This is a genomic window from Pseudomonas iridis (assembly GCF_017980685.1).
GTDB lineage: Bacteria > Pseudomonadota > Gammaproteobacteria > Pseudomonadales > Pseudomonadaceae > Aquipseudomonas > Aquipseudomonas iridis.
In genome coordinates, this window is the sequence record NZ_JACXXO010000015.1 from 34640 (window position 1) to 58052 (window position 23413).

Genomic DNA, 23413 nt, shown 5'->3' on the forward strand with positions numbered 1-23413 from the left:
GCCCTTAGCGGAACATCGCGCTGATCGATTCTTCATTGCTGATGCGGCGAACCGCTTCGGCAACTACCGGTGCAATATCCAGTTGACGGATACGTGCACAGGCTTGTGCTGCAGCGGACAGCGGGATGGTGTTAGTCACCACCAGCTCGTCCAGCACGGAATTTTCGATATTCTCGATGGCCCGACCCGACAGCACAGGGTGTGTGCAGTAGGCAAAGACCTTGGCTGCGCCATGCTCTTTCAGGGCCTTGGCCGCGTGGCACAGAGTGCCGGCGGTATCGACCATGTCATCGACCAGAATACAGGTACGCCCTTCGACATCACCGATGATATGCATCACTTCAGAGTGATTGGCTTTCTCACGGCGTTTGTCGATGATCCCGAGATCAACACCCAGCGACTTGGCAACAGCACGTGCACGCACGACGCCACCAATGTCAGGGGAAACAATCATCAGGTTTTCGAAGCGCTGATCTTCAATGTCATCCACCAGAACCGGGGAGCCGTAGATGTTATCTACCGGAATATCGAAGAAACCCTGAATCTGGTCAGCATGCAGATCAACCGTGAGAACACGGTCGATGCCGACTACGGTAAGCATGTCAGCGACGACTTTCGCGCTGATAGCCACACGTGCGGAACGCGGACGGCGATCCTGACGGGCATAACCAAAATAAGGAATAACAGCAGTGATACGAGTAGCCGAGGAGCGGCGGAAGGCGTCAGCCATCACTACCAGTTCCATCAGGTTATCGTTGGTCGGAGCGCAAGTCGGCTGAATAATGAAAACGTCTTTACCACGAACATTTTCATTGATCTCGGCAGTAATTTCGCCGTCGGAAAATTTGCCGACAGAGATGTCACCGAGAGGGATATGCAGCTGACGTACAACACGCCGAGCCAGATCGGGGTTAGCGTTCCCCGTAAAGACCATCATCTTGGACACGCGCAGTACCTAGAGGCTGAGGGTAACCTGGATGAGTATGGAAAATGGCAGGGGCGGCTGGATTCGAACCAACGCATGGCAGGATCAAAACCTGCTGCCTTACCGCTTGGCGACGCCCCTGTATCTGTTGCATCAAGTGCCGAGCACCTGGTTCCTTTAGAGCAGACTTTGCAGCTTGCGATGCAACATCGAAATGTTGCTTCCTTTCGCTACAAACCCTGTAAGGGTCTCTGTCAGAAGGGCCGAGACTTTATCAGCTTCAGCTTTGTTTGGGAAGCCCCCAAACACACAACTTCCAGTTCCGGTGAGCTTTGCTTCGGTAAATTTACCTAGCAAATCCAATGCGTTACGTACCTCTGGATAACGCCTTGCAACCACCGGCAAGCAGTCATTTCGACTGTTTCCCTCGGGAACGGGGCGCACTTTAATGGGCGGCGTGTTACGTGTCAACAAAGGATCGGAAAAAATTTCTGCCGTACTTACAGAGACTTGCGGCACGAGCACCAGATACCACGGTTCTTCAGGGTTCACCGGGGTGAGTTTCTCGCCCACGCCCTCGGCAAACGCCGCGTGACCACGGACGAAAACCGGAACATCGGCGCCTAGCGACAAACCCAGTGCCGCCAGCCGATCTTCATCCCAGCCCAGTCGCCACAGATGATTGAGCCCCAGCAAAGTCGTCGCGGCATTTGAGCTGCCGCCACCAATGCCGCCGCCCATGGGCAGAACCTTGTCGATCCAGATGTCGATGCCCAGCGCACAGCCGGACTGTTGCTGAAGCATTTTCGCCGCACGCACGATCAGATTGCTGTCATGCGGCACGCCGGCAAATTCGGTATGCAGTTGAATCACGCCGTCATCGCGTACGGCAAAAGTGATTTCATCACCGTAATCGAGAAACTGAAACAAGGTCTGCAACTCGTGATAACCGTCTTCACGGCGACCCAGAATGTGCAACATCAGATTGAGTTTGGCCGGCGAGGGCAGGGTCAGGCGTGCAGCGGTCATGCGTTATTGCCCCAACTTGCGCGGTTGCCAGGTCTTGATCACCAGCGTCACATCGAGGTTGGTGCCGTGCATCTTGATGCGCTCGGGCAGCCAGTAACCGTTTTGTTCGGTGTAAGCGGTGTATTCGACTTTCCAGCCATCCTGTTCAAGGTTGGCCAAGCGGCTGTTGGCATCCAGATTCAGTCGGCTTTTGCTGTTCGGCGCAGGCAGGCCGCGGACCCACCAGGCCAGATTCGACACCGGCAATTTCCAGCCCAACTGCTCTTCGAGCAAGGTTTCCGGCGATTGCGATTCGTAGCGGCCCTGATTGGCGACTTCCAGCGAAACTTTGCCCGGACGCCCGGTCAGGCGTGCCGCGCCACGACCCAGCGGGCCGGACAGGCGAATGTCGTAATAGTCCTGACGCTGTAGCCAGAACAGCGTGCCGCTACCGGAATCTTTAGGTGCCCGGATGCCGATCTTGCCGTCGATCTGCCAGCCGTCGAGGCCGGTCAGCTGTTGTTTGTTCGCCGCCCATAGTGCCGGGCTACCGTGCCCTTCGACCGATTCACGAGCACCGAAACCCGCGCAACCGGCGAGCAGGGCGATAAAGCTGAAAACAATAACGTGGCGCAAAAACATGAGTTAAAGAGTCTCGGATCCGGTCAGGCGCTTGATGGTGCTGCGCAGAATGGTGCTGTCGGGCTGATCCTTGAGGAATTTGCCCCAAATTTGTTTGGCTTCGCGCTGGTTGCCCTTGACCCACAATACTTCGCCCAGGTGTGCGGCGACTTCGTGGTCAGGGAAACGCTCCAGCGCCTGACGCAGATATTTCTCGGCGTCGTCCAGATTGCCCAGGCGGAAATTCACCCAGCCGAGGCTGTCGAGTACCGCCGGGTCTTCCGGATTGATCTGGTATGCCTGCTCGATCAGCGTCTTGGCTTCAGCGTAGCGGGTCGTGCGATCGGACAGGGTGTAGCCCAAAGCGTTCAGCGCCATGGCGTTGTCCGGGTCGCGCTTGATGATCAGGCGCAGGTCTTTTTCCATCTGCGCCAGGTCATTGCGCTTTTCCGCGAGCATGGCGCGGGTGTACAGCAGATTCAGATCGTCGGGGTATTGCAGCAAGGCTTGTTGCAATACCTTCCAGGCCTTGTCGTCCTGTTTGTTGGCAGACAGGGTTTCCGACTCGATCAGATACAACTGAATCGCGTAATCCGGTTGTTCATCGCGTTCGGCCGCCAGTTTGCTTTGGGCTTCGGCGGTCTTGCCGTTGTTCATCAGGATATCGGCCTGACGCAGCTGTGCCGGCAGATAGTCGTTGCCCGGGCCTACCTGGGCGTACTCGATCAATGCGCCCTGCGGGTCGTTGCGTTCTTCGGCGATGCGCCCCAGGTTCAGGTGCGCCGAATCGACATGGCTTTCCCGAGCGATCAGGTCTTCCAGATAGCCTTTGGCCTCATCCCAGGCCTTGGCTTCCAGACATACCAGCGCCAGCGAATAACGCAGTTCGTCGTCTTCCGGGTACTGCTGAACGAGGCTGGAGAATTCGGTCTTGGCGTCGTCCATCCGATCCTGCTCTACCAGCATCCGCGCATAAGTCAGGCGCAGACGTTTGTCGTCCGGATATTTCCTGATGCTTTTTTGCAGCAGTGGCAGGGCTTCGTCGCCACGGTTCAACAGCTGGAGCAGACGGGCGCGCAGCAGAATCGGGGCGATTTCGCCGTCCTCTGGCGTATTGTCTTCGAGCAGTGCCAGCGCCGCTTTGTTGTCGCCATCCTGTTGCAGGAGCAGGGCCTTGCCGAAAATCAGCTGACTGTTGTTCGGGTGACGCTGCAACAAGCGGTCAAAACTTTTCATCAGACCGTTGCGGGTTTCCTGATCGGTATCAGCCGCCGACAGCGCAAGGAAGTCGAAATGGGTGTCGCCCTTGCCTTGCAGGACTTTCTCCATATAGACCATCGAATCGTCATAACGCCCGGCACGCGCCAGTTGCACGGCGGCGGCGCGTTGCGCTTCGAGGTCGTCCGGCGCGTTTTTCGCCCAGATCAACGCGGTATCCAGCGCAGGCTGATCCGCACCGAGGTATTCGGCGATGCGGAACGCGCGCTCGGAGACGCCCGGATCCTGGGTGTTGATGGCCTGAGTCACGTAGTTGTCCAGGGCAATGTCGAAACGATTGCGCTGGCCGGCGAGCTCGGCGCTCAGCAGGCTGAACACGGTTTCTTCACTGAACGAGCTGTAAACCTTGGGTTTTTCAGGCGCAGGGGTGGTGTCTTCAACCGGCGGCGTACCGTCCGGCGACACGGGGGCCAAGGCCTGGCAGCCGCTGAGGAAGACAAAAGCGAGGAGCAACGCGGAGGATCTATTCATATAGGAAGAGGACGACTAACCTGCGGTCGGATCATCATGACACAAGCCTTCGGCCAAACATAACCGAGTCTCAATTGTGCCCATTATAGGGGCGGACAATTGGGACAATAGTCAGCGGTAGTTGTTCTGAATCTGACGAAGGTGGACAATTGCCGGCTTCACGTCACCATCAGCGACTTTGAATGGCCTTCCTTGCACTCGGTATCAACCACAAGACTGCTTCAGTAGACGTCCGCGAGCGCGTGGCCTTTACCCCTGAGCAGCTGGTTGAGGCGTTGCAGCAGCTCTGCCGACTTACCGACAGCCGCGAAGCTGCGATCCTCTCCACCTGCAATCGCAGTGAGCTTTATATAGAACAGGATCAGCTGTCGGCGGATATCGTGCTGCGCTGGCTCGCCGACTATCACCATTTAAGCCTCGAAGAGCTGCGCGCGAGTGCTTATGTGCATGAAGATGATGCGGCAGTTCGTCACATGATGCGCGTCGCCTCCGGACTCGACTCGCTGGTGCTGGGCGAACCGCAGATTCTTGGCCAGATGAAATCGGCCTACGCCGTGGCCCGAGAGGCTGGCACCATCGGTCCGTTGCTCGGGCGTCTGTTCCAGGCAACCTTCAATGCCGCCAAACAGGTGCGTACCGACACCGCCATCGGTGAAAACCCGGTGTCCGTGGCGTTTGCGGCGGTCAGTCTGGCGAAACAGATTTTCAGTGACCTGCAACGCAGTCAGGCTTTGCTGATCGGCGCTGGCGAGACCATCACCCTGGTCGCCCGCCATTTGCATGAGCTGGGGGTCAAGCGCATCGTTGTCGCCAACCGTACGCTGGAGCGCGCAAGCCTTCTGGCTGAGCAGTTCGGCGCCCACGCGGTGTTGCTGTCGGACATTCCGGCGGAACTGGTGCGCAGCGATATCGTCATCAGTTCGACCGCCAGTCAGTTGCCGATCCTCGGTAAAGGCGCGGTCGAGAGCGCATTGAAGCTGCGCAAGCACAAGCCGATCTTCATGGTCGACATCGCCGTTCCCCGGGATATCGAGCCGGAAGTCGGCGAACTCGACGACGTTTACCTCTATAGCGTCGACGATCTTCACGAAGTGGTCGCTGAAAACCTCAAGAGTCGTCAGGGCGCAGCACAAGCGGCCGAAGAAATGGTTTCGGTCGGCGCCAGCGATTTCATGGTGCGCCTGCGCGAACTGGCAGCGGTTGATGTGCTCAAGGCCTATCGTCAACAGAGCGAACGCCTGCGCGACGAGGAGCTGCAAAAAGCCCTGCGCCTGCTGGCCAACGGCGGCAACGCCGAAGATGTGCTGGGGCAACTGGCCCGCGGCCTGACCAATAAACTGTTGCATGCGCCCAGCGTGCAACTGAAAAAGCTTTCTGCCGAAGGCCGCCTCGATGCGCTGGCCATGGCTCAGGAACTCTTTGCCCTCGAGGGCTCACCGGATAGCTTTTCGGATAAAAAACCGCAATGAAAGCGTCACTGCTCAATAAGCTGGACATCCTCCAGGACCGTTTCGAGGAACTGACCGCGCTGCTCGGCGATGCCGAAGTCATTTCCGATCAGACTAAATTCCGCGCCTATTCCAAGGAATACGCCGAACTTGAGCCGGTCGTACACGCCTATAAAAAACTGCTCAGCGTACAAAGCGATCTTGAAGGCGCGCAGGCGCTGCTCAAGGACAGCGACCCGGACATGCGTGAGATGGCTGTAGAAGAAGTCCGTGAAGCCAAAGAAATGCTGATCACGCTGGAAGGCGATCTGCAACGCATGTTGCTGCCCAAGGATCCCAACGACGGGCGTAACGTGTTCCTCGAAATTCGCGCCGGCACCGGCGGCGACGAGGCGGCGATCTTCTCCGGCGATTTGTTCCGCATGTACTCGCGTTACGCCGAGCGACGTGGCTGGCGTGTGGAGATCCTGTCGGAAAACGAAGGCGAACACGGGGGCTATAAAGAAGTCATTGCGCGCATTGAAGGCGACAACGTTTACGGCAAGCTGAAATTCGAGTCCGGCGCGCACCGCGTACAGCGTGTGCCCGCCACCGAATCCCAGGGTCGTATCCACACCTCGGCCTGCACCGTGGCGGTGTTGCCCGAGCCGGACGAGCGCGAAGCGATCGAGATCAACCCGGCGGATTTGCGCGTCGACACGTTCCGCTCCTCCGGGGCCGGTGGTCAGCACGTCAACACCACCGACTCGGCGATCCGCATCACCCACATACCGACCGGCACCGTCGTCGAGTGTCAGGAAGAACGTTCCCAGCACAAGAACCGTGCGCGGGCGATGGCCTGGTTGTCGGCCAAACTCAACGATCAGCAAACCGCTGCCGCGGCAAATGCCATCGCCAGCGAGCGCAAATTGCTCGTCGGTTCCGGTGACCGTTCCGAGCGGATTCGCACCTACAACTTTGCTCAGGGCCGTGTGACCGACCATCGCGTCAACCTGACTTTGTATTCGCTTGATGAAATTCTCGCCGGTGGCGTGGAGGCCGTCATCGAGCCGTTGCTGGCCGAATACCAGGCTGACCAACTCGCGGCGATAGGTGAATAAATGACCATCATTGCCAGCCTGTTGCGCGCCGCCGACCTGCCGGATTCACCGACCGCACGGCTGGACGCCGAATTGCTTCTGGCCGCGGCGCTGGGCAAATCGCGCAGCTTTCTCCACACCTGGCCCGAGCGTATCGTGCCGACTGACGCCGCGCTGAAGTTTGCCGAGTACCTGCAACGCCGCCGCGCAGGTGAGCCGGTGGCTTACATCCTCGGCCAGCAGGGTTTCTGGAAACTGGATCTGGAAGTCGCACCGCACACGCTGATCCCGCGCCCTGACACCGAGTTGTTGGTGGAGGCGGCGCTGGAATTGCTACCCGCGACACCGGCCAAAGTCCTCGACCTCGGCACTGGCAGTGGCGCGATTGCCTTGGCCCTGGCCAGCGAGCGTCCCGCGTGGCAGGTCACGGCTGTGGATCGCGTGCTCGAAGCCGTGGCGCTGGCCGAGCGTAATCGCCAACGCCTGCATTTGAACAATGTCAAGGTGCTGAGCAGTCATTGGTTCAGTGCGCTTGAAGGTCAGCGTTTTCAGCTGATCATCAGCAACCCGCCGTACATTGCCGCGACCGATCCGCATCTGATTGAAGGCGATGTGCGCTTCGAACCCGCCAGTGCATTGGTGGCCGGTGAGGACGGGCTCGACGATCTGCGTCTGATCGTCGCCCAGGCCCCGGCGCATCTGGAGGCCGGTGGCTGGCTGATGCTCGAACACGGCTATGATCAAGCCGAAACCGTGCGCGATCTGCTGCTCGGTCGCGGTTTCGAAGAAGTCCACAGCCGCACCGATCTGGGCGGCCATCAACGCATCAGCTTGGGGCGCCTGCCGTGCTGAACGATCAGGAATTGCTGCGCTACAGCCGGCAGATTCTGCTGCAACACATCGACATCGACGGCCAGTTGAAGCTCAAGGACAGTCGCGTCCTGATCGTCGGCCTCGGTGGTCTCGGCGCACCGGTTGCCTTGTATCTGGCGGCGGCAGGTGTCGGTGAGCTGCATCTGGCGGACTTCGACACGGTCGATCTGACCAACCTGCAGCGCCAGATCATCCACGACACCGACAGCGTCGGCATGAGCAAGGTCGACTCGGCGCTCAAGCGTCTGGGCGCGATCAATCCAGAGATTCAACTGATCGCCCATCGTCAGGCGCTGGACGAGGATTCCCTCGCGGCGGCAGTGGCGGCGGTGGATCTGGTGCTCGACTGTTCGGATAATTTTTCCACACGCGAAGCCGTTAACGCTGCGTGCGTGGCTGCGCGCAAACCCTTGGTCAGCGGCGCGGCGATTCGCCTCGAAGGGCAACTGTCGGTGTTCGACCCGCGTCGCGCCGAGAGCCCGTGCTACCACTGTTTATACGGGCACGGCAGCGAAGCTGAACTGACCTGCAGCGAAGCCGGCGTGGTCGGGCCCCTGGTGGGACTGGTCGGCAGTCTTCAGGCGCTTGAGGCATTGAAGGTGCTGGTCGGTTTTGGTGAACCGCTGGTAGGCCGCTTGCTGCTGATCGATGCCTTGGGTTCGCGCTTTCGTGAATTGCGCGTCAAACGCGATCCGGGTTGCAGCGTCTGTGGATCGCAGCATGCGTGAGGCGCCGATCGGCGTGTTCGATTCCGGTGTCGGCGGTTTGTCGGTACTGGCTGAAATTCAGCGCTTGTTGCCCAATGAGTCGCTGCTGTACTTCGCCGATTGCGGGCACATTCCGTATGGCGAGAAAACCCCGGAATTCATCCGTCAGCGTTGCAATGTGATGGCCGGTTTTTTCCGCGAGCAGGGCGCCAAGGCGTTGGTGGTGGCCTGCAATACCGCGACCGTGGCGGCTGTTGCCGATCTGCGCCGCGATTTTCCCGACTGGCCGATTGTCGGCATGGAGCCGGCGGTCAAACCGGCCGCCGCCGCTACCCGCAGCGGCGTGGTCGGTGTGCTAGCCACCACTGGCACCTTGCAGAGTGCCAAGTTCGCAGCCTTGCTCGACCGCTTCGCCACCGATGTACGCGTGATCACCCAGCCGTGCCCCGGTCTGGTTGAATTGATTGAAAGCGGCGATCTGCACAGTGCCGAGTTGCGCACGTTGCTGCAGGGGTATGTCGATCCGCTGCTGGCCAGCGGTTGCGACACGATTATTCTCGGCTGCACGCACTATCCCTTCCTCAAGCCGATGCTCGCGTCGATGATCCCTGAGACCATCAGCCTGATCGATACCGGTGCCGCTGTAGCGCGACAACTCCAGCGCCTTTTGGCCGAACGCGATCTGCTTGCTGCAGGGCCTGACCGGCCAGTCAGATTCTGGACCAGTGGTGACGCGAAGCATTTCAGCCAAACCCTGCCCCTGCTGGGGCAAACCGCTTTCGACGTGCAAAAATTCAGTTTGTAAAAAAAATGTGAAATAACTGAAAATCAGCTGAACTTCTGATCAAGCGCTGGCTTCTATAGCGATGAGTTATCCAGAAAACCGAACGATCGTTCCGTAAAGGGAAGTTTCAAAGTGAAGCGACTATTCTGCTTGGCCGCGATTGCGGCCGCATTGATGGGGCAAAGTATTACCGCACAGGCTGCCGGCGTTGAATTCGCCGTTGGCGCTACCAGCGATTCGACAGTGACGTATCGCCTGGGCATGAATTTCGACTGGGACAAGAGCTGGCTGCAGAGCGACGTCGGTCGCCTGACCGGTTACTGGAGCGGTGCCTACACCTATTGGGAGGGTGACAAGACCTCCAGTAACAACAGCCTGTCGTTCTCGCCAGTGTTTGTTTACGAATTTGCCGGTGAGTCGGTGAAGCCGTACATCGAGGCGGGGATTGGTGTTGCAGCGTTCTCCAACACCAAATACGAGTCGAACAATATCGGCGGTTCGTTCCAGTTCGAAGACCGTATCGGTGCTGGCGTGCGCTTCAATGGCGGGCATGAAATCGGGATTCGTGCCACGCACTATTCCAACGCCGGCCTGTCCAGCGATAACGATGGTGTAGAAAGCTACGCGCTGCATTACACGATGCCGCTGTAAGCTCATCGTCTGCGCCAGGCCGGGCTTGCCCACGAAAGCGGTGTGTCAATCGAGATCCATATCGACTGACACACCGCTTTCGCTAATGAGCCTGCGAACTGTCAGGTTTCAGTTCATCAGCGCCGACTAATCAAACCCTGGGCGCTTGGATAGATGATGCGCAGGCTGGTTTTGCCGCGTCGGATCAAACTTCTTCATGAGCTCTTCCAGCCTGTCGAGCATTTTTCCGGGGCAGGGCTCACTCCTCATAATCGCTCTCAGTTGGCTTTTCTCATCAGGTTCAGCCCTGCTGAAGCCCTCAAGCATGGCCCACACGCGGCGCTGCAACTGCTGACGCTCGATCCGGAACTCCGGCGTCATGCTCAGTCGGCGAATTACCGGGTTTGTGTCTGCTCCCAAAGCGCTCCAAAGCTCCAGTTTTTCGCGTCTACCTGCTTCTGGCACATTGTGTAACCAGAGATTCGCCGAGGTGTCGGGATCCATCTTTCCCAGCCAGATGTCGCTGCCGGTCTGGTGACGCGCTGCAATGAATCGCCTTTGGGACGCTGCATCCAGGAGCGGATTGCCCGCCAGGTTAAACCCCTTTCTTAGCTCAAGAGACTCGGGGATGGATGAGATGAAGTTGTCGGCAAGATTCAGTGATGTCTGGGGAATCTCGGAGGTGACGCCTTGCGGAAAGCTGTCGATATGCGTCTCGCGAAGATCGACTTCGCGCAATGCAGTCATTCCTCTGAACGACGGCGCAACGAACAGCGGATTTGCGCTGAGGTTCAATATCTCCAGACGCAGCGGCCCATTCTCCGTGCCAAGCCCTTCGGGCAGCTGGGTTATGCCGGTATTTGCCAGATCCAGCTCCCGCAAGGCGGTTCTTCCTCTGAGTGACGGTGCGTCATCGAGCCGATTTCTGGCCAGATTCAATATTTCCAGACGCATCGGCCCGTCCTGTGTCCTCAGTGAGTCAGGCAAACGGGTTAATCCCATACCTGCCAGATTCAACTCCCGCAGACCTTTCATGCCTCTGAGTGACAGCTCACCTGTCAGCCGAGTGTTTTCGAGTCTCAATATTTCAAGCCGCTCCCGCCAGACATTCGCGTCCAATCCGACAAGGTGTGCGTCTTGAGCATTGAATGACAGGTCGAGCTCGCGCAAAAACAGCATAGAGGTAAAGTCAGGCAGTCTTTCCAAATACGGGTTTCTGCTCAGATCAAGCACTTCCAGGCGTGACGGCCCCGGCCTATCGGTAAGCCCCGCAGGTGGAAACTGCATGTTACTGCCTCGGACTCTCAATACCCGCAATTCGGTCAGGCCGCGCACCGAAATACTGAAATGGACCTGACAATCAATCAGAGTCAGCTCGCGCAGGCGGGACAATTCAGAGAAGTTCGTACCTTCAGGTGTCGGCGGAAAAAGCGTGCATTGATGAATCTCCAGTAGTTTCAGCTCCGTGAACCTGTTCATTGCCGCAAACAGTTCTTTGCCGGTGCCCGCCAGGTTCCGGACTTCCAGTGCTTCAACGTGAGAGAACCTCGAAAACAGTACATCCAGTTTCTGCACGGCCGCTCCCTTCAAACTCAGAGAAACAATGGAGTCGACTCGAGTGGAAAGAATCGGCGGCTGTAGATTGGCACGGTTGCCCAGGTCCAGTTCCAGTTTGAAGCCCACCAATTGACCATCGCGATAGACCTTCTCCGAAGCGTCGCCTTGCCACTTGTACAGTCGATGCAAAGTGTCACAAATCGCCAGTCGCCTGATGCGCTCTTCGCTATCACCGCCCTTATAAGCAGCTTCCCAGGCGCTGAGTTCACGGATCAGCTCAGGCAGCCCAAGCCGCAGCCGTTCGAGCTCCATCTCTGCGGCGCCCGCGTCACCGAACCGAGCGATGAAGTCATCGGCGTGTTGATCAGTTGCTTCGGGAAAATAGCGTTTGACCTGCGCTCGCGTGGTGCCGACAACGGCCGGGGGTTGCCTGCCTGAGGGGCCTGGCGTGGTGTCGAGCCAGGGGCGGTGCAAATTGCCCGGGTTGGCCGGCCCGGGCTCATTGCGCCGCATGCCTCCCCTCAACCCCACGAAAATAGAAATCCAGGCGTTGTCCTCATTGCGAGTAATGGCCAGGCTCTCGCCGCTTCGACTGGCGCGGTAGATGTTGGCACTATCGCTGGCAACGGGATCAGTGGGTTTAACAATGCGCCACACCTTATTCGAGGGTGTGGACGCATCAAGATCATGCAGCGCCTGATACGCGTGATTGAAGATTACTGCGTAGCGCTTGCCGTCGTGGCGATACAGACCGTCGCTATCGGCTTCGGCCGAGCCGAAATCCAGCTCGGTGCGAAACGCCTGCAGGCGGGTTTCAGTCAGTGGTGCGGTGTCTTGCGCAGCGTTATTGCGCACATGCCAGAGGCCGGTATCGGGATTACGCTGCAGCTCAGGGCCGGACGGCTGCAATTCGTTTGCGCGTCGGGCCCGGTACAGGCCAGTTTTGGCGTCGAGTGCGACAAGAACGGTGCCGCCGTCGGACAAATCCACATAATGACGTTTGTTGTACACCCTGAAGCCATCACTGTCGGCATGCGGCAGTTTTATCTGCGCATCGATCAGGTAGTGCATTAACAGCGTCTGCGTGGAGGGACGGGTTTGAGTTGCCATTGAAGTCTGCTGCACCGTGACAACCGCAGCCGGCAGAATCGCATCAAGGTCGATCTCACTCACGGAGCTGGGCCGCGTTGCCGAATCCACTTTGAACGTCCAGGGGGCGAAGCCGTTTTGATTCACCCCGTCAGGATGGGTTGAGTCCCCTTGTGATGGCCGGTTGGGGCTGACGTGGACATCGGCCTCTACGTGGGTTTTGCCACCGCGAGGTGGTTTTGCTGCCATATTTCTTCATCCTTGAAAAATTGCCCTCGGCGCTTGCGAGGCTCGGTGTTTCGGCATCCTGCCGATTGACGTGTTGGGAGCGATTCTGCTGTCGATCGTTTCGCACCAGACGGGAAAGCAATCGACCAGCCTGCTCATACTGATACCGAGATAAAGCCGTCGAATATCGTCGTTATTTGCAGTGTGTCTTGACGCAATCAGCACCCTCGAACGGGGACGTGAACGATATCGACTGGAGATACTGAATGAGATCAGAAAGGCAGACAGGGGCGGCAGGAAATGACGGCAACACGCGTAGGAACTGATTGGCCTGCAGGGCAGCAGGTTATTGCCTGGTCCATTTGCAAAAGGATCTCCAGCCACCCGCCGTCCTCGACCAGAAACAGGTGGCTGAGCGATGGCGGTTCATCGCACACGCTCGTTGAAAGATCAGCGATATACCGTGGCAATGCCCCGGCGTTCTTCGATGCACTCCGGCGCGCCCATTTCGAACTCGCGACAGATCAGCGGACGCTTCTCATAGATCGTGCACATCATCGTGTCGCGATCCAGCGCCGCACACCAGCCGTCGTCCAGACGCAGCATCACTTCGCCGCCCCATTCATCGGTATCGATGAAACGATCAGGCACGCCGGTGTCGGTGATCAGCATCACTTCGAGCTGGCAGCAGCAGGCTGCGCAGGTCGAACAGGTGACCGCCGGTTCAGCGATTTGTTGGTGGGGAATGGTCTTCATGGGCGGCAGTGTAAGGCAGTGGATGCTGCGTGTGTGAACGCTCTGACAGACGCTCAATGAGCCAGGCGTCGAGCCATCAGGTGCAGCAGCGGGAACAGCAGCGCCCAGAGCAGGCCAATGCCGATCAGACTGGGGAGCTCGCCGTAGGGAAATTGCACGCCGGCCAGGCGCCCACCGCCGTAATACGACAGCGCACCACCGACGGCCCCCAGCACGCTGGCCAGCCACCATGGCCGTGCGGTCCATTGCAGACAGTGGCGCAGCGTGGTCGCCAGCAACGCCCATAGCAGCATCAGCCACAACGGAATCAGCGGTGACGAATCCTCGAACGCGAACACACCGAGGCTGCGCAAAACGCTGTCCACCGCCGTACCGACAATCACCACGCTGAGGATCAAACGTCCCTCCGCCGCCCAGCTGCTGACCCAGAGCAGATGAATCACCAGCACCGCCAGCGCCAGCAACAGCCACAAACTGTTGCCGCCCAGCACGCAGGCCAGCCAGCCGATCTGGAACAGCGCGGCATTGGCGATCCGCTTAAGCATCGAAGCGTCCGAGCAGCGGCGCGGGCATGGCGGCCGGTTTGGCCAGCAACAATTGCGCGGTGCCGATGGTGCGCTCCAGGAAGCCACCCTCGCAGTAGCACAGGTAAAACTCCCACAGCCTGAGGAAGTAATCGTCGTAGCCCAGTTCGCTCAAGCGGCCGTGGGCGCGGCGAAAATTCTCGTGCCACAGGCGCAGGGTTTTGGCGTAGTGCAAGCCGAAATCTTCCATGTGCAGCAGGTTCATGTCGGTGTCGCGGCCAACGATTTCGAGCATCTTCTGCACGCAGGGCAGGGCGCCGCCGGGGAAGATGTAGCGCTGGATGAAGTCCACGCCGCGCTTGGCTTGCTCATAACGCTGCTCGCGGATGGTGATCGCCTGTAGCAGCATCAGGCCGTTGCTCTTGAGCAACTGCGCGCATTGTTTGAAGTAGGTCGGCAGGAAGCGGTGGCCGACCGCTTCGATCATCTCGATCGACACCAGTTTGTCGTACTCGCCGGTAAGGTCGCGATAATCCTTGAGCAACAACGTCACTTGATCTTGCAGGCCCAGTTGTTCGATGCGTTTTGCGGTGAACGCGTACTGCTCTTTCGACAACGTGGTGGTGGTCACCCGACAGCCGTAATTTTGCGCCGCGTAAAGCGCCATGCTGCCCCAGCCAGTGCCGATTTCCAGCAGGTGATCGCTGGGTTTGAGCGCGAGTTTCTGGCAGATGCGCTCCAGTTTGTTCAGTTGCGCCTGTTCCAGGTTGTCTTCGGGGGTCAGGAACTGCGCCGCCGAATACATCATGGTCGGGTCGAGAAACTGTTCGAACAGCTCGTTGCCGAGGTCGTAGTGCGCGGCAATGTTTTTCTGGGAGCCTTTGCGCGTGTTGCGATTGAGCCAGTGCAAGCCTTGCACCAGTGGTCGGCCGACACGAGCCAGCCCTCCTTCCATCGCATCGAGAACTTCAAGGTTGCTGACGAACACTCGCACCACGGCGGTCAAGTCCGGCGAGCTCCAATAGCCGTGGATAAATGCTTCGCCTGCGCCGATCGAGCCGTTGCTGGCGACCATGCCCCAGGCGGCGGCATCGAGTATGTGGATCTCGCCCACCAAGGCACTGCCGGGTGCGCCGAACAGCATCCGTTCGCCATCCTCGACCACCACAAGCTGACCGTGTTGGAGCCGGGCCATTTGCCGTAGCACGCCACGACGCAGCAGCGAACCGGTCAAGCCGTTGGCACTGAGCCGACTGACCGACAGACTAGAGGATTTCATGGCGGTGTTCCTTGGTAGGCACGGTGGCGGTTTGAAAGCTGCCGTCAGCAGCCTGATGAGAGAAGATCGGAGCGCGTTTGAACAGCAGTCGTACGGCTTGCCAATAAATCGCCAGAGCGGTTTTCGCGGTCATCCACGGGAAGCGTCGCAAGTAGCGGTGCAGGCTCTGACGGTCGAGTGTTTCGCGTTGCAGATTGAGCGTGGCATCGAACAGTTTGTGCTCGCCCTGCCAGTCGGCCATGTGTACGCCGAGGGTTTGCGCGGCGGGGCTGAAGCTCATGCGGTATTCGAGATCGCGCGGCAGAAACGGTGAAACATGAAAGGCCTTGGCTACCGCGAAATGCTGATGAGCGCTCTGCGGATCGATTGGCGCGCGCGCTGGCAACACATAGTGATAGCGCTCGCGCCACGGTGTGTTGGTGACTTCGCAGACAATCGCCGCCAGTTGCCCGTCGGCCTCATGGCAATAAAAGAAACTCACCGGATTGAACGCCAGCCCCCAACTGCGCGGTTGCGTGAGCAGGCACACCGACCCTTGCGGTTCATGGCCGATGGCGATGCCGACCTGCTGGCGCACGGCGTCGATCAAGCGCATGCCGGTGCCGGTGAAGGCTTTGAGGTAGTCGGTCTCGCGAAATGAAAACGGCGCAAAGCGACTGCGGCTGGCCAGCGCCGACAGGCCGAACAACGCGTCCTGTTCGGTCAGATCGAGGTACAGCAAACCGATCCGGTAACGAAATTCGTGTCGGCGCGGGGAGAAGCGCCGATGGCCGATCCAGCCGCTGTAGAGGGCGCTGTTCATAGGGTTTCCCCGAACGCGGCCGCCACGCGCAGTGCGCTGACCACACCGTCCTCATGAAAACCGTTGGCCCAATAGGCGCCGCAGTAGTGCGTGTGGCGGACGCCATCCAGTTCGGCCCAGCGGTTCTGCGCCGCCACCGCCGCTAGGCTGAACTGCGGATGGGCATAAGTGAAGCGAGCCAGCACTTTGTCGGGGTTGATGCCGGCGCTCTGGTTGAGGCTGACACAGAACGTGGTATCGCTTTCGATGCCCTGAAGAATGTTCATGCCGTAAGTGACGGCCGCGTGAGTATGGCCAGCACCGCTCAGGCGATAGTTCCAGCTGGCCCATGCCAGTTTGCGTGTGGGCAACAGTTGCGTGTCGGTGTGCAACACCACTTCGTTGTCGGCGTAGGGCAGGGCACCGAGGATCGCGCGTTCGGCCTCGCTCGGGCTGGCCAGTATTTGCAGGGCCTGATCGCTGTGACAGGCGAACACCACTTTGTCGAAGTGTTCGATCCCCGCCGGGCTGTGGATAACCACGCCGTGTTCGTCGCGATCCACTCGCTTCACCGGACAATTGAGGCGAATCCTGTCCTTGAACGCGGCGGTCAGTGGCGCGATGTAAGCGCTGGAACCGCCTTCGATCACTTGCCATTGCGGCCGGTCACTGACTGACAACAAGCCATGATTCTTGAAGAAGCGCACAAAGAATTGCAGCGGAAAATTGAGCATCTCGGCCATCGACATCGACCAGATCGCTGCACCCATCGGCACGATGTAATGCAGGATGAAACGCTCGCCGTAGCCGCCGGCCTTGAGGTAATCATCCAGGGTCATGTCGGCGTCGATGCGCAGCTCGTTGAGGTCGCGCTGGGCTTCTTTATTGAATCGCAGAATGTCGCGCAGCATGCCCCAGAAACCCGGCGACAGCAGATTGCGCCGCTGGGCAAACAGGCTGTTGAGGTTGTTGCCGTTGTATTCCAGGCCGCTGTCCGGATCGTTGACCGAGAAGCTCATTTCGGTCGGTTTGAAGCTCACGCCGAGCTGGCCGAGCAGGCGGATGAAATTCGGGTAGGTCCAGTCATTGAATACAATGAAACCAGTGTCCACGGCATATTGGCGACCTTCGACGCTGACCTGCACCGTGTGCGTGTGGCCACCGACCCAGTCGCCGGCCTCGAACACCGTGACGTCATGTCGGCGATTGAGCAGATGGGCGCAGGTGAGTCCTGCGATACCGCTGCCGATAATGGCGATTTTCATACTGGATCTCGCTGCGGTGGCGGTTTGCGCACCATGCGTTTACCGATTGCCAGTTGCAGACCCGTTGGCAGTTTCGACAAGGGCCACAGCGCGGCCATGAACAGCGCCGGGAAAGCGATCTCCAGTGGGCGATCCTTGAGCTTGGCGAAGATATGCCGCGCAGCTTTATCCACAGGCCAACTGAGCGGCATCGGGAAATCGTTCCTGGCGGTCAGCGGTGTTTCGACAAAACCGGGGCTGATGACCGTGACTTCGATGCCCTCATCCGCCAGGTCGATGCGCAACGACTCGAACAGATAGCGCAACCCGGCCTTCGATGCGCCGTACGCTTCTGCCCGTGGCAACGGCAGGTAAGTGACGGAACTCGCCATCCCTACCAGATGCGGCGCGGTGCCTTTGCGCAGTAGCGGCAGGGCGGCTTCGATGCAGTAGGCGCTGGCGAGCAGATTGGTGCGCACCACGTGCTCGACGATGGAAGAATCGAATTGCCGGGCATCGACATATTCACAGGTGCCGGCATTGAGGATCACGGTGTCCAGCGACCCCCAGTCCTCAGCGATCTGCTCACCGATTTCACGCACGGTCTGGCTATTGGTCAGATCGCCCGGCACCACCAGCACTTGTCCCGGATAGCGTTGCGACAACACTTTGAGCGCGGCGACCTGGCGCGAGCTGACAGCCAGGTGCGCGCCGGTGGCGAGAATGCTTTCTGCCAATGCTGCGCCAATGCCACTGCTGGCACCCGTCAACCAATAACGCCGTGGAGGTGTACGACTCATCCCATTCTCCTTTTCAGCCAGGCGATCACCCGGCCCAATATTGGCAAGTGCTCATACAGCAACGCCCCGGCATCGAAATAATCCCGGTGACGATAAACCTTGTCGCGCCACAGCAAGTGCGAGCAGCCGCCGACGCGGATCTCCCGACCACTGGCCAGACGCGGGTGGCGATAACTCATGACCCAGCGCAGGTAGCCTTCACCCTCGCCAATCTGGTCGTAGCCGTGAAAATCGAAATGCAGCTCGCTGACGTTGGCGTACAGCTCACCGAAGTAATCGCGCAGCTGCGCCAGCCCCTGAACTTCATGCAACGGGTCGGTGAAGTGAATGTCATCGCTGTACAACTCGCCCAGACGTTGCAGGTTGTCTTTGTTCAGCGCTGAAAATTGCCGGGCGAAGCTGCGCAGGAATTCACTCATGATCGACCCCGGCTGGTTGGCGGGAGGGCAGGTTCTTGAACGCAGTCAGCGCCCGCTCCCGCGATGCACTGAGGTTGACGATCGGCTTCGGATAATCCGCCACGCCGAACAAGCCACCGGCACTGGCCGGGTCATGCACCTGTTTTTTGTCGAGGTCGGCGAGTTCCGGCAGCCAGTGCTTGATGAACAGGCCCTCGCTGTCGAATTTTTCCGATTGGCTCAACGGGTTGAAAATGCGGAAGTACGGCGCCGAATCGGTGCCGGTCGACGAGCTCCATTGCCAGCCGCCGTTGTTCGCCGCCAGATCACCATCGATCAAATGACGCATGAAAAACCGCTCGCCTTCGCGCCAGTCGATCAGCAGGTTTTTGGTCAGGAACATCGCCACGACCATGCGCAGGCGATTGTGCATCCAGCCGGTTTCGAGCAATTGGCGCATCGCCGCATCGATGATCGGCAGTCCGGTACGCGCCTCTTGCCACGCCGCGAGTTCGTCGGGGGCGTCGCGCCAGGCCAGCGCTTCGGTTTCCGGACGGAAGGCGCGATTGCGCGAGACCCGTGGATAGCCGACCAGAATGTGTTTATAGAACTCGCGCCACAACAGCTCATTGATCCAGGTAATAGCGCCGACTTTGCCGCTTTCGAATTCACCCTGATTGCTTTGCAGGGCGGCGTGCAGGCATTGGCGTGGCGAAACCACGCCAGCGGCCAGGTACGCTGACAGCTGACTGGTGCCGGGCTTGGCCGGGAAGTCGCGTTCGCTTTTGTAGTAATCGATTTGGGCGTCGGCGAAGGTATCGAGGCGGCGCCGGGCTTCTTTCTCACCGGCAGGCCACAGATCGCGCAAGGTTTCGCTTGGCGTGGCGAAGCCGGTGACGGATGCAGGAACCGGATCGCTGTCGATGCCCAGTGGCGTCTGTTTGCCGGGTGCGGCCACCAACGCCGGGATCGAGCGATGCAGGCGTTCGTAGCAGACCTTGCGAAACTGGCTGAACACCTGGAAGTAAGTCCCGGTCTTGGTCAGTACGGTGCCAGGCTTGAACAGCAATTGATCGAGATAACTGTGAAATTCGATGCCCTCGGCCTGCAATGCCTCGGCCACGGCCGCATCGCGCCGGCTCTCGTTCAAGCCATACTCTTCGTTGACGTGCACGACCTTGATATTCAGCTGGCGACAGAGTTTGCACAGTTCTGCCGACGCCTGATCCCAATGCGCCGCCGTACGGATCAACAGAGGAATATTCAGTTGGCCGAGGCTTTTGCTCAGTTCGTGCAGATTGCGCAGCCAGAAGTCGACCTTGCAGGGCGCGTCGTCATGTTCTTGCCATTGCTGCGGGCTCAGCAGATACACGGCAACAGTCGGACCGCGCGCTGCGGCAGCCGCGAGGGCGGTGTTGTCATGTTGGCGCAAGTCGCTGCGCAGCCAGATCAATTGCATATCGGTTGTCGTCGCGTCCATTAAATCAGCCCACGCTGAACGAGTGCCTGATGCGCTGAAAGTGGATCTTCAGCCAGGTACAAATCAGCAGTTTCCAAGGTTCTTGCGGACAACTCGGCCTGGTGGATGCAAACCGTTGGTCCGACGATGATTTTCGGGCAACTGACGCCAGCCAAAAGTTTTGGCAACTGCGCAAGCTGCATGGCTTTGCTGGAATACAGCAGTACGCCGCGGGCCTGCAGGTGTTCGACCGCCAGTGCCAGCTCTCCGGACGGCAGTGGCCAGTCAAACACCTGCACCGGGCAATCAGCGCTGCTGACCAGCCACGCGCACAGCCACAGGTGAGGTTCCAGTGACAGGTCGGAATGATTGATCAGCAACAGTGGCGCGGCGTGCAATTGACGATTGTTATGGTAGATGCGCGCGCCAAATTTGCTGCGTAACCACGAATAAAAAAATACCCGCTCCATCTGCGCGCCGAACTGGCCCTGCCAGCGCTGTTCAAGTTCAGCCAGCAGCGGCACCAGCAACTGCTCACACAGCGTGCGCGGGGGATACAGCGCCATGACTTGATTGATGCTGTCGTCGATGGTCCGTTCATTGAGTTGCGTGACGGCCATGAGCAGGGTCTGACGCAAGCGTTGCCAATCGTTTTCCACCGACTCGCCGAGGTCTTGCGCAGTGTCGAGAAGCGGCTTGACCTGGCTGACCGCGACGCCACGGTTGAGCCAGGTGAGGATCGTCAGGATGCGTTGCACGTGCTCGGCGGAATACAGCCGATGCCCCTTGGGCGTGCGTTGCGGGACGATCAGACCATAGCGCCGTTCCCACGCACGCAGCGTGATCGCATTGACGCCGGTTTGCCGCGCCACTTCGCGGATCGGCAACCAGCCATCGTCGAGGGCTTTCTTGAAATCGGCGCCGAGGTCTTCCTGGGCGCTGGTGTCGGGGCTCACGTTCATCAAATCAAGTTTCGCAGGCTGAGATTTTCCGGGTGCGGTTGCAGGTAAACCTGTTGCGCAATGTACGGGTCGGGGTGTTGGCGAAAGTGATGCTTGAGCAGGGTCAGCGGCACCACGAGCGGAACGATGCCCAACCGATATTGGCCGATCACATGCACCATCTCCTGCTTGTCTTCGGCGCTGATCGCCTGTTTCAGGTAGCCGGTGATGTGCTGCAGAACATTGCTATGGGTGCCGCGGGTCGCACATTTTTTTAGCGCTGCCATCAGTTCGCTGAAGTAACGCGGGCCAAGTTCGGCAGGGTCGCTCTGCGCCATGTTGCCCAGCAACTTGCCTAGCGCCTTGTATTGCAGCGGGTTGTGGGCCATCAGCTGGTATTTGTAGCGTGAGTGGAATTCGGTGAGCACACGGCGGCTCAGGCCTTGGGCAAGCACTTGCTGCCAGGCGCTGTAGGCGAGAACCCGGGTGATGAAGTTTTCACGCAGCACCGGATCATTCAGGCGTCCGGCTTCTTCCACCGGCAAGTCCGGGTGCCGCGCACAGAAGGCCTGCGCGTAGATGCCCCGGCCACCGCCATTCACCGGCGCGCCGTTATCTTGATAGACCTTGACCCGTTCCAGCCCGCAGGAAGGTGATTGCTGCATGAAGATGTAGCCGCAGATGTCATTGAGCTCGCCGGCCATTTTCTCGCCGTACTCGGCCAGAGGCGCGGTGACGTTGATCGAGGGATGGACAGTACCGACGGCTTGCGGGTTTTGCGGATCGCCGACCAGACGGATCGGTTCGCGGGGGATGCCCATGCCGATGGCGACTTCCGGGCACAGCGGGACGAATTCGAAATGTTCAGCGAGGGTGCGGCTGCACAGGCGTGATTCCTTGTGACCGCCGTTAAAGCGAACCTCGGCGCCCATCAGGCAGGCACTGATGGCGATCTTCGGCCGGGACATGGAAAGGTCTGACATGGATACCTCTCGAATCTATACCTGTACAGAGATTGATCTCTGTACAACATTTCCTAAGCATAGATTCATAGCTGTACAAGTCAAATCATTTGTATAAGTTTTTCTGTAGGCGCTGCCGCAGGCTGCGATCTCTTGATCCTGTTTTTGATTTGGGAGTTTTGAGAAGCAAAGATCAAAACATCGCAGCCCTCGGCAGCTCCTACATGAGCCAGCCGATTTTCCATTGGGCGTTGTTTTGTAAAGCATGCCAGTCGAATCGTTCGACGCGCTTGGTCAGCACTGCCTGCAACTCGACTTCGAGCACCGTGCCCTCTTCATCGCAAATCAGCTCAGTCACCAGGAAATGCTTTTCACGGTTTTGCGGGTGGGCTGCTGTCCATTTCGACAGCAGCAATTTGCGTGGGTTGATGCGATTCATTGCAAGTGCTCGTGCAGGCGGCGGGCAGCTTCCTGGCCGCTGAGCCAGGCACCTTCGACGCGTCCGGACAGGCACCAGTCGCCACAGGCATACAGGCCCAGATCAGCATCCGCCAGCGTTCCCCATTCGTGGCCCGTCGCCGGGCGTGCGTAGAGCCAGCGATGGGCAAGACTGAAGGTCGGTGCTGGCATCGCGCTGTGCAGCAATTCGGCGAACGCGCCGTGCAGTTGTTCGATCACCGCTTCCTTGGGCAGGTCGATGTGCTGTCGGCTCCAGGCGCTGGTCGCGTGTAGTACCCACGTGTCGAGGGTGTTGTCGCGCCCCGGTTTACTGCGATTGCGCGCCAGCCAGTCGAGGGGGCTGTCCTGCACGAAGCAACCCTCGATCGGAGTATCCAGCGGCGTATCGAAGGCGAGGGCGACGGCCCAGGTCGGGTCCATTTTTACCCCGGCGGCGGCACCGGCGAGTTTCGGCGCGGCGGCCAGCAGCGCCGTAGCTTGCGGTGCCGGCGTGGCGATCACGACATGACTGAATGGCCCGTGGGTGAAGCCTTCGGCGTCTTGCAGATGCCAATGCTCTTCGCCGCGATAGACCTCGGTAATCCGACAGGCAAATTGCACCTCCAGCCCCTCGAGCAAGCCGCGGGTGATGGCGCTCATCCGTGGCGCACCGACCCAGCGGGTCTGCTCGTCCGGCGACAGATTCAGTTGCCCGCCCTGGAAGGTGTAGAGCTGCGGTGTCCACTCGGCGACCCAGCCCTGACTTTGCCAGCGCTGTACCTCGGTGACAAAACGCCGATCACGGGCGGTGAAATATTGCGCGCCCAGATCCAGCGAACCGGCGTCGCTGCGTTTGCTCGACATACGTCCGCCGCTGCCGCGACTTTTATCGAACAATTGGACGGTGTGCCCAGTCTCCGTAAGAGCCTGAGCCGCCGAGAGTCCGGCGATGCCGGTGCCGATGATTGCGATAGGTACAGTCATAGGGGCCTCGTTTACCTTTCTGTACAGACTACGCCGTCGTTGAAACCTGTACAATTTTGTTTTTTGGTATAACTTCTAGCGTTCTCGTTCTGGCAGCTTGGCCTATGGTTAAACAATAGAACCTGCCCGATAGAAAAGATCCCTGCTTT

The 23413-nt window shown here is 59.1% G+C and carries 23 protein-coding genes and 1 tRNA gene; 6 read left to right on the plus strand and 18 right to left on the minus strand.

What is annotated here, in order from left to right; all coding sequences use genetic code 11:
- Nucleotides 1-4: 4 nt before the first annotated feature.
- The 5 genes from IEQ42_RS21130 to IEQ42_RS21150 form a co-directional block, all read right to left on the minus strand.
- Nucleotides 5-946, minus strand: coding sequence for a ribose-phosphate pyrophosphokinase (locus tag IEQ42_RS21130; protein WP_003171603.1), 942 nt, complete (start codon nucleotides 944-946; stop codon nucleotides 5-7).
- A gap of 45 nt (nucleotides 947-991) precedes the next feature.
- A tRNA-Gln gene (locus tag IEQ42_RS21135) sits at nucleotides 992-1066 on the minus strand.
- 36 nt (nucleotides 1067-1102) lie between these two features.
- Nucleotides 1103-1954 (minus strand): 4-(cytidine 5'-diphospho)-2-C-methyl-D-erythritol kinase, encoded by an 852-nt coding sequence (gene ispE / locus IEQ42_RS21140; protein ID WP_210705050.1) that lies wholly within the window; start codon nucleotides 1952-1954, stop codon nucleotides 1103-1105.
- Between the two features lie 3 nt (nucleotides 1955-1957).
- A complete protein-coding gene (lolB, locus tag IEQ42_RS21145) occupies nucleotides 1958-2575 on the minus strand; it encodes a lipoprotein insertase outer membrane protein LolB (protein ID WP_210705051.1) in 618 nt (205 codons plus the stop codon).
- A gap of 3 nt (nucleotides 2576-2578) precedes the next feature.
- Nucleotides 2579-4303, minus strand: coding sequence for a tetratricopeptide repeat protein (locus tag IEQ42_RS21150; protein ID WP_210705053.1), 1725 nt, complete (start codon nucleotides 4301-4303; stop codon nucleotides 2579-2581).
- Between the two features lie 182 nt (nucleotides 4304-4485).
- Between IEQ42_RS21150 and hemA the strand changes: the two genes are divergently transcribed.
- From hemA to IEQ42_RS21180, 6 genes are all read left to right on the plus strand, one after another.
- Nucleotides 4486-5772: a glutamyl-tRNA reductase gene (gene hemA, locus IEQ42_RS21155; protein ID WP_042561053.1), complete on the plus strand. Its 1287-nt coding sequence runs from the start codon at nucleotides 4486-4488 to the stop codon at nucleotides 5770-5772.
- On the plus strand, nucleotides 5769-6851 hold the full coding sequence (prfA, locus tag IEQ42_RS21160; protein WP_210705055.1) for a peptide chain release factor 1: 1083 nt from the start codon (nucleotides 5769-5771) through the stop codon (nucleotides 6849-6851). Before hemA ends, prfA begins: the two co-directional genes overlap by 4 nt.
- The gene (prmC, locus tag IEQ42_RS21165; RefSeq protein WP_210705057.1) at nucleotides 6852-7682 is read left to right on the plus strand and encodes a peptide chain release factor N(5)-glutamine methyltransferase; all 831 of its coding nucleotides are present in this window, start codon (nucleotides 6852-6854) and stop codon (nucleotides 7680-7682) included.
- Nucleotides 7676-8431: a molybdopterin-synthase adenylyltransferase MoeB gene (locus tag IEQ42_RS21170; protein ID WP_042561050.1), complete on the plus strand. Its 756-nt coding sequence runs from the start codon at nucleotides 7676-7678 to the stop codon at nucleotides 8429-8431. Before prmC ends, IEQ42_RS21170 begins: the two co-directional genes overlap by 7 nt.
- Nucleotides 8424-9215, plus strand: a complete 792-nt coding sequence (gene murI / locus IEQ42_RS21175; protein WP_115148152.1) for a glutamate racemase — start codon at nucleotides 8424-8426, stop codon at nucleotides 9213-9215. Before IEQ42_RS21170 ends, murI begins: the two co-directional genes overlap by 8 nt.
- A gap of 111 nt (nucleotides 9216-9326) precedes the next feature.
- Nucleotides 9327-9845 (plus strand): acyloxyacyl hydrolase, encoded by a 519-nt coding sequence (locus IEQ42_RS21180; protein WP_210705059.1) that lies wholly within the window; start codon nucleotides 9327-9329, stop codon nucleotides 9843-9845.
- A gap of 126 nt (nucleotides 9846-9971) precedes the next feature.
- On the opposite strand, the gene IEQ42_RS21185 is transcribed toward IEQ42_RS21180, so the two are convergent.
- The 13 genes from IEQ42_RS21185 to IEQ42_RS21245 all read right to left on the minus strand — a co-directional run bounded on the left by IEQ42_RS21185 (nucleotide 9972) and on the right by IEQ42_RS21245 (nucleotide 23264).
- A complete protein-coding gene (locus IEQ42_RS21185) occupies nucleotides 9972-12719 on the minus strand; it encodes a leucine-rich repeat domain-containing protein (RefSeq protein ID WP_210705061.1) in 2748 nt (915 codons plus the stop codon).
- 429 nt (nucleotides 12720-13148) lie between these two features.
- Nucleotides 13149-13454 (minus strand): YkgJ family cysteine cluster protein, encoded by a 306-nt coding sequence (locus tag IEQ42_RS21190; protein ID WP_042561046.1) that lies wholly within the window; start codon nucleotides 13452-13454, stop codon nucleotides 13149-13151.
- Between the two features lie 53 nt (nucleotides 13455-13507).
- The gene (locus tag IEQ42_RS21195; protein WP_210705063.1) at nucleotides 13508-13999 is read right to left on the minus strand and encodes a DUF2878 domain-containing protein; all 492 of its coding nucleotides are present in this window, start codon (nucleotides 13997-13999) and stop codon (nucleotides 13508-13510) included.
- Nucleotides 13992-15257: an SAM-dependent methyltransferase gene (locus tag IEQ42_RS21200; protein ID WP_210705064.1), complete on the minus strand. Its 1266-nt coding sequence runs from the start codon at nucleotides 15255-15257 to the stop codon at nucleotides 13992-13994. Before IEQ42_RS21200 ends, IEQ42_RS21195 begins: the two co-directional genes overlap by 8 nt.
- Nucleotides 15244-16059 carry a DUF1365 domain-containing protein gene (locus IEQ42_RS21205; RefSeq protein ID WP_042561043.1) on the minus strand — a complete coding sequence of 272 codons (816 nt, stop codon included), beginning with the start codon at nucleotides 16057-16059 and terminating at the stop codon, nucleotides 15244-15246. Before IEQ42_RS21205 ends, IEQ42_RS21200 begins: the two co-directional genes overlap by 14 nt.
- A complete protein-coding gene (locus IEQ42_RS21210; protein WP_210705066.1) occupies nucleotides 16056-17303 on the minus strand; it encodes an NAD(P)/FAD-dependent oxidoreductase in 1248 nt (415 codons plus the stop codon). Before IEQ42_RS21210 ends, IEQ42_RS21205 begins: the two co-directional genes overlap by 4 nt.
- On the minus strand, nucleotides 17300-18082 hold the full coding sequence (locus tag IEQ42_RS21215; RefSeq protein ID WP_042561041.1) for an SDR family NAD(P)-dependent oxidoreductase: 783 nt from the start codon (nucleotides 18080-18082) through the stop codon (nucleotides 17300-17302). Before IEQ42_RS21215 ends, IEQ42_RS21210 begins: the two co-directional genes overlap by 4 nt.
- A complete protein-coding gene (locus IEQ42_RS21220) occupies nucleotides 18079-18501 on the minus strand; it encodes a nuclear transport factor 2 family protein (RefSeq protein ID WP_210705067.1) in 423 nt (140 codons plus the stop codon). The genes IEQ42_RS21215 and IEQ42_RS21220 overlap by 4 nt, the downstream gene beginning before the upstream one ends.
- Nucleotides 18494-19939: a deoxyribodipyrimidine photo-lyase gene (phrB, locus tag IEQ42_RS21225; RefSeq protein ID WP_210705068.1), complete on the minus strand. Its 1446-nt coding sequence runs from the start codon at nucleotides 19937-19939 to the stop codon at nucleotides 18494-18496. The genes IEQ42_RS21220 and phrB overlap by 8 nt, the downstream gene beginning before the upstream one ends.
- Before the next feature lie 20 nt (nucleotides 19940-19959).
- Complete coding sequence (locus IEQ42_RS21230; protein WP_210705069.1) at nucleotides 19960-20901, minus strand: MerR family transcriptional regulator; 942 nt, start codon at nucleotides 20899-20901, stop codon at nucleotides 19960-19962.
- Complete coding sequence (locus IEQ42_RS21235; RefSeq protein WP_210705070.1) at nucleotides 20901-21863, minus strand: YbgA family protein; 963 nt, start codon at nucleotides 21861-21863, stop codon at nucleotides 20901-20903. The genes IEQ42_RS21230 and IEQ42_RS21235 overlap by 1 nt, the downstream gene beginning before the upstream one ends.
- Nucleotides 21864-22062: 199 nt before the next feature.
- Nucleotides 22063-22281 carry a TIGR02450 family Trp-rich protein gene (locus IEQ42_RS21240; protein ID WP_042561036.1) on the minus strand — a complete coding sequence of 73 codons (219 nt, stop codon included), beginning with the start codon at nucleotides 22279-22281 and terminating at the stop codon, nucleotides 22063-22065.
- Entirely contained in the window at nucleotides 22278-23264 is a 987-nt protein-coding gene (locus tag IEQ42_RS21245) for an NAD(P)/FAD-dependent oxidoreductase (protein WP_047303137.1), read from the minus strand. Before IEQ42_RS21245 ends, IEQ42_RS21240 begins: the two co-directional genes overlap by 4 nt.
- Between the last annotated feature and the right edge of the window lie 149 nt (nucleotides 23265-23413).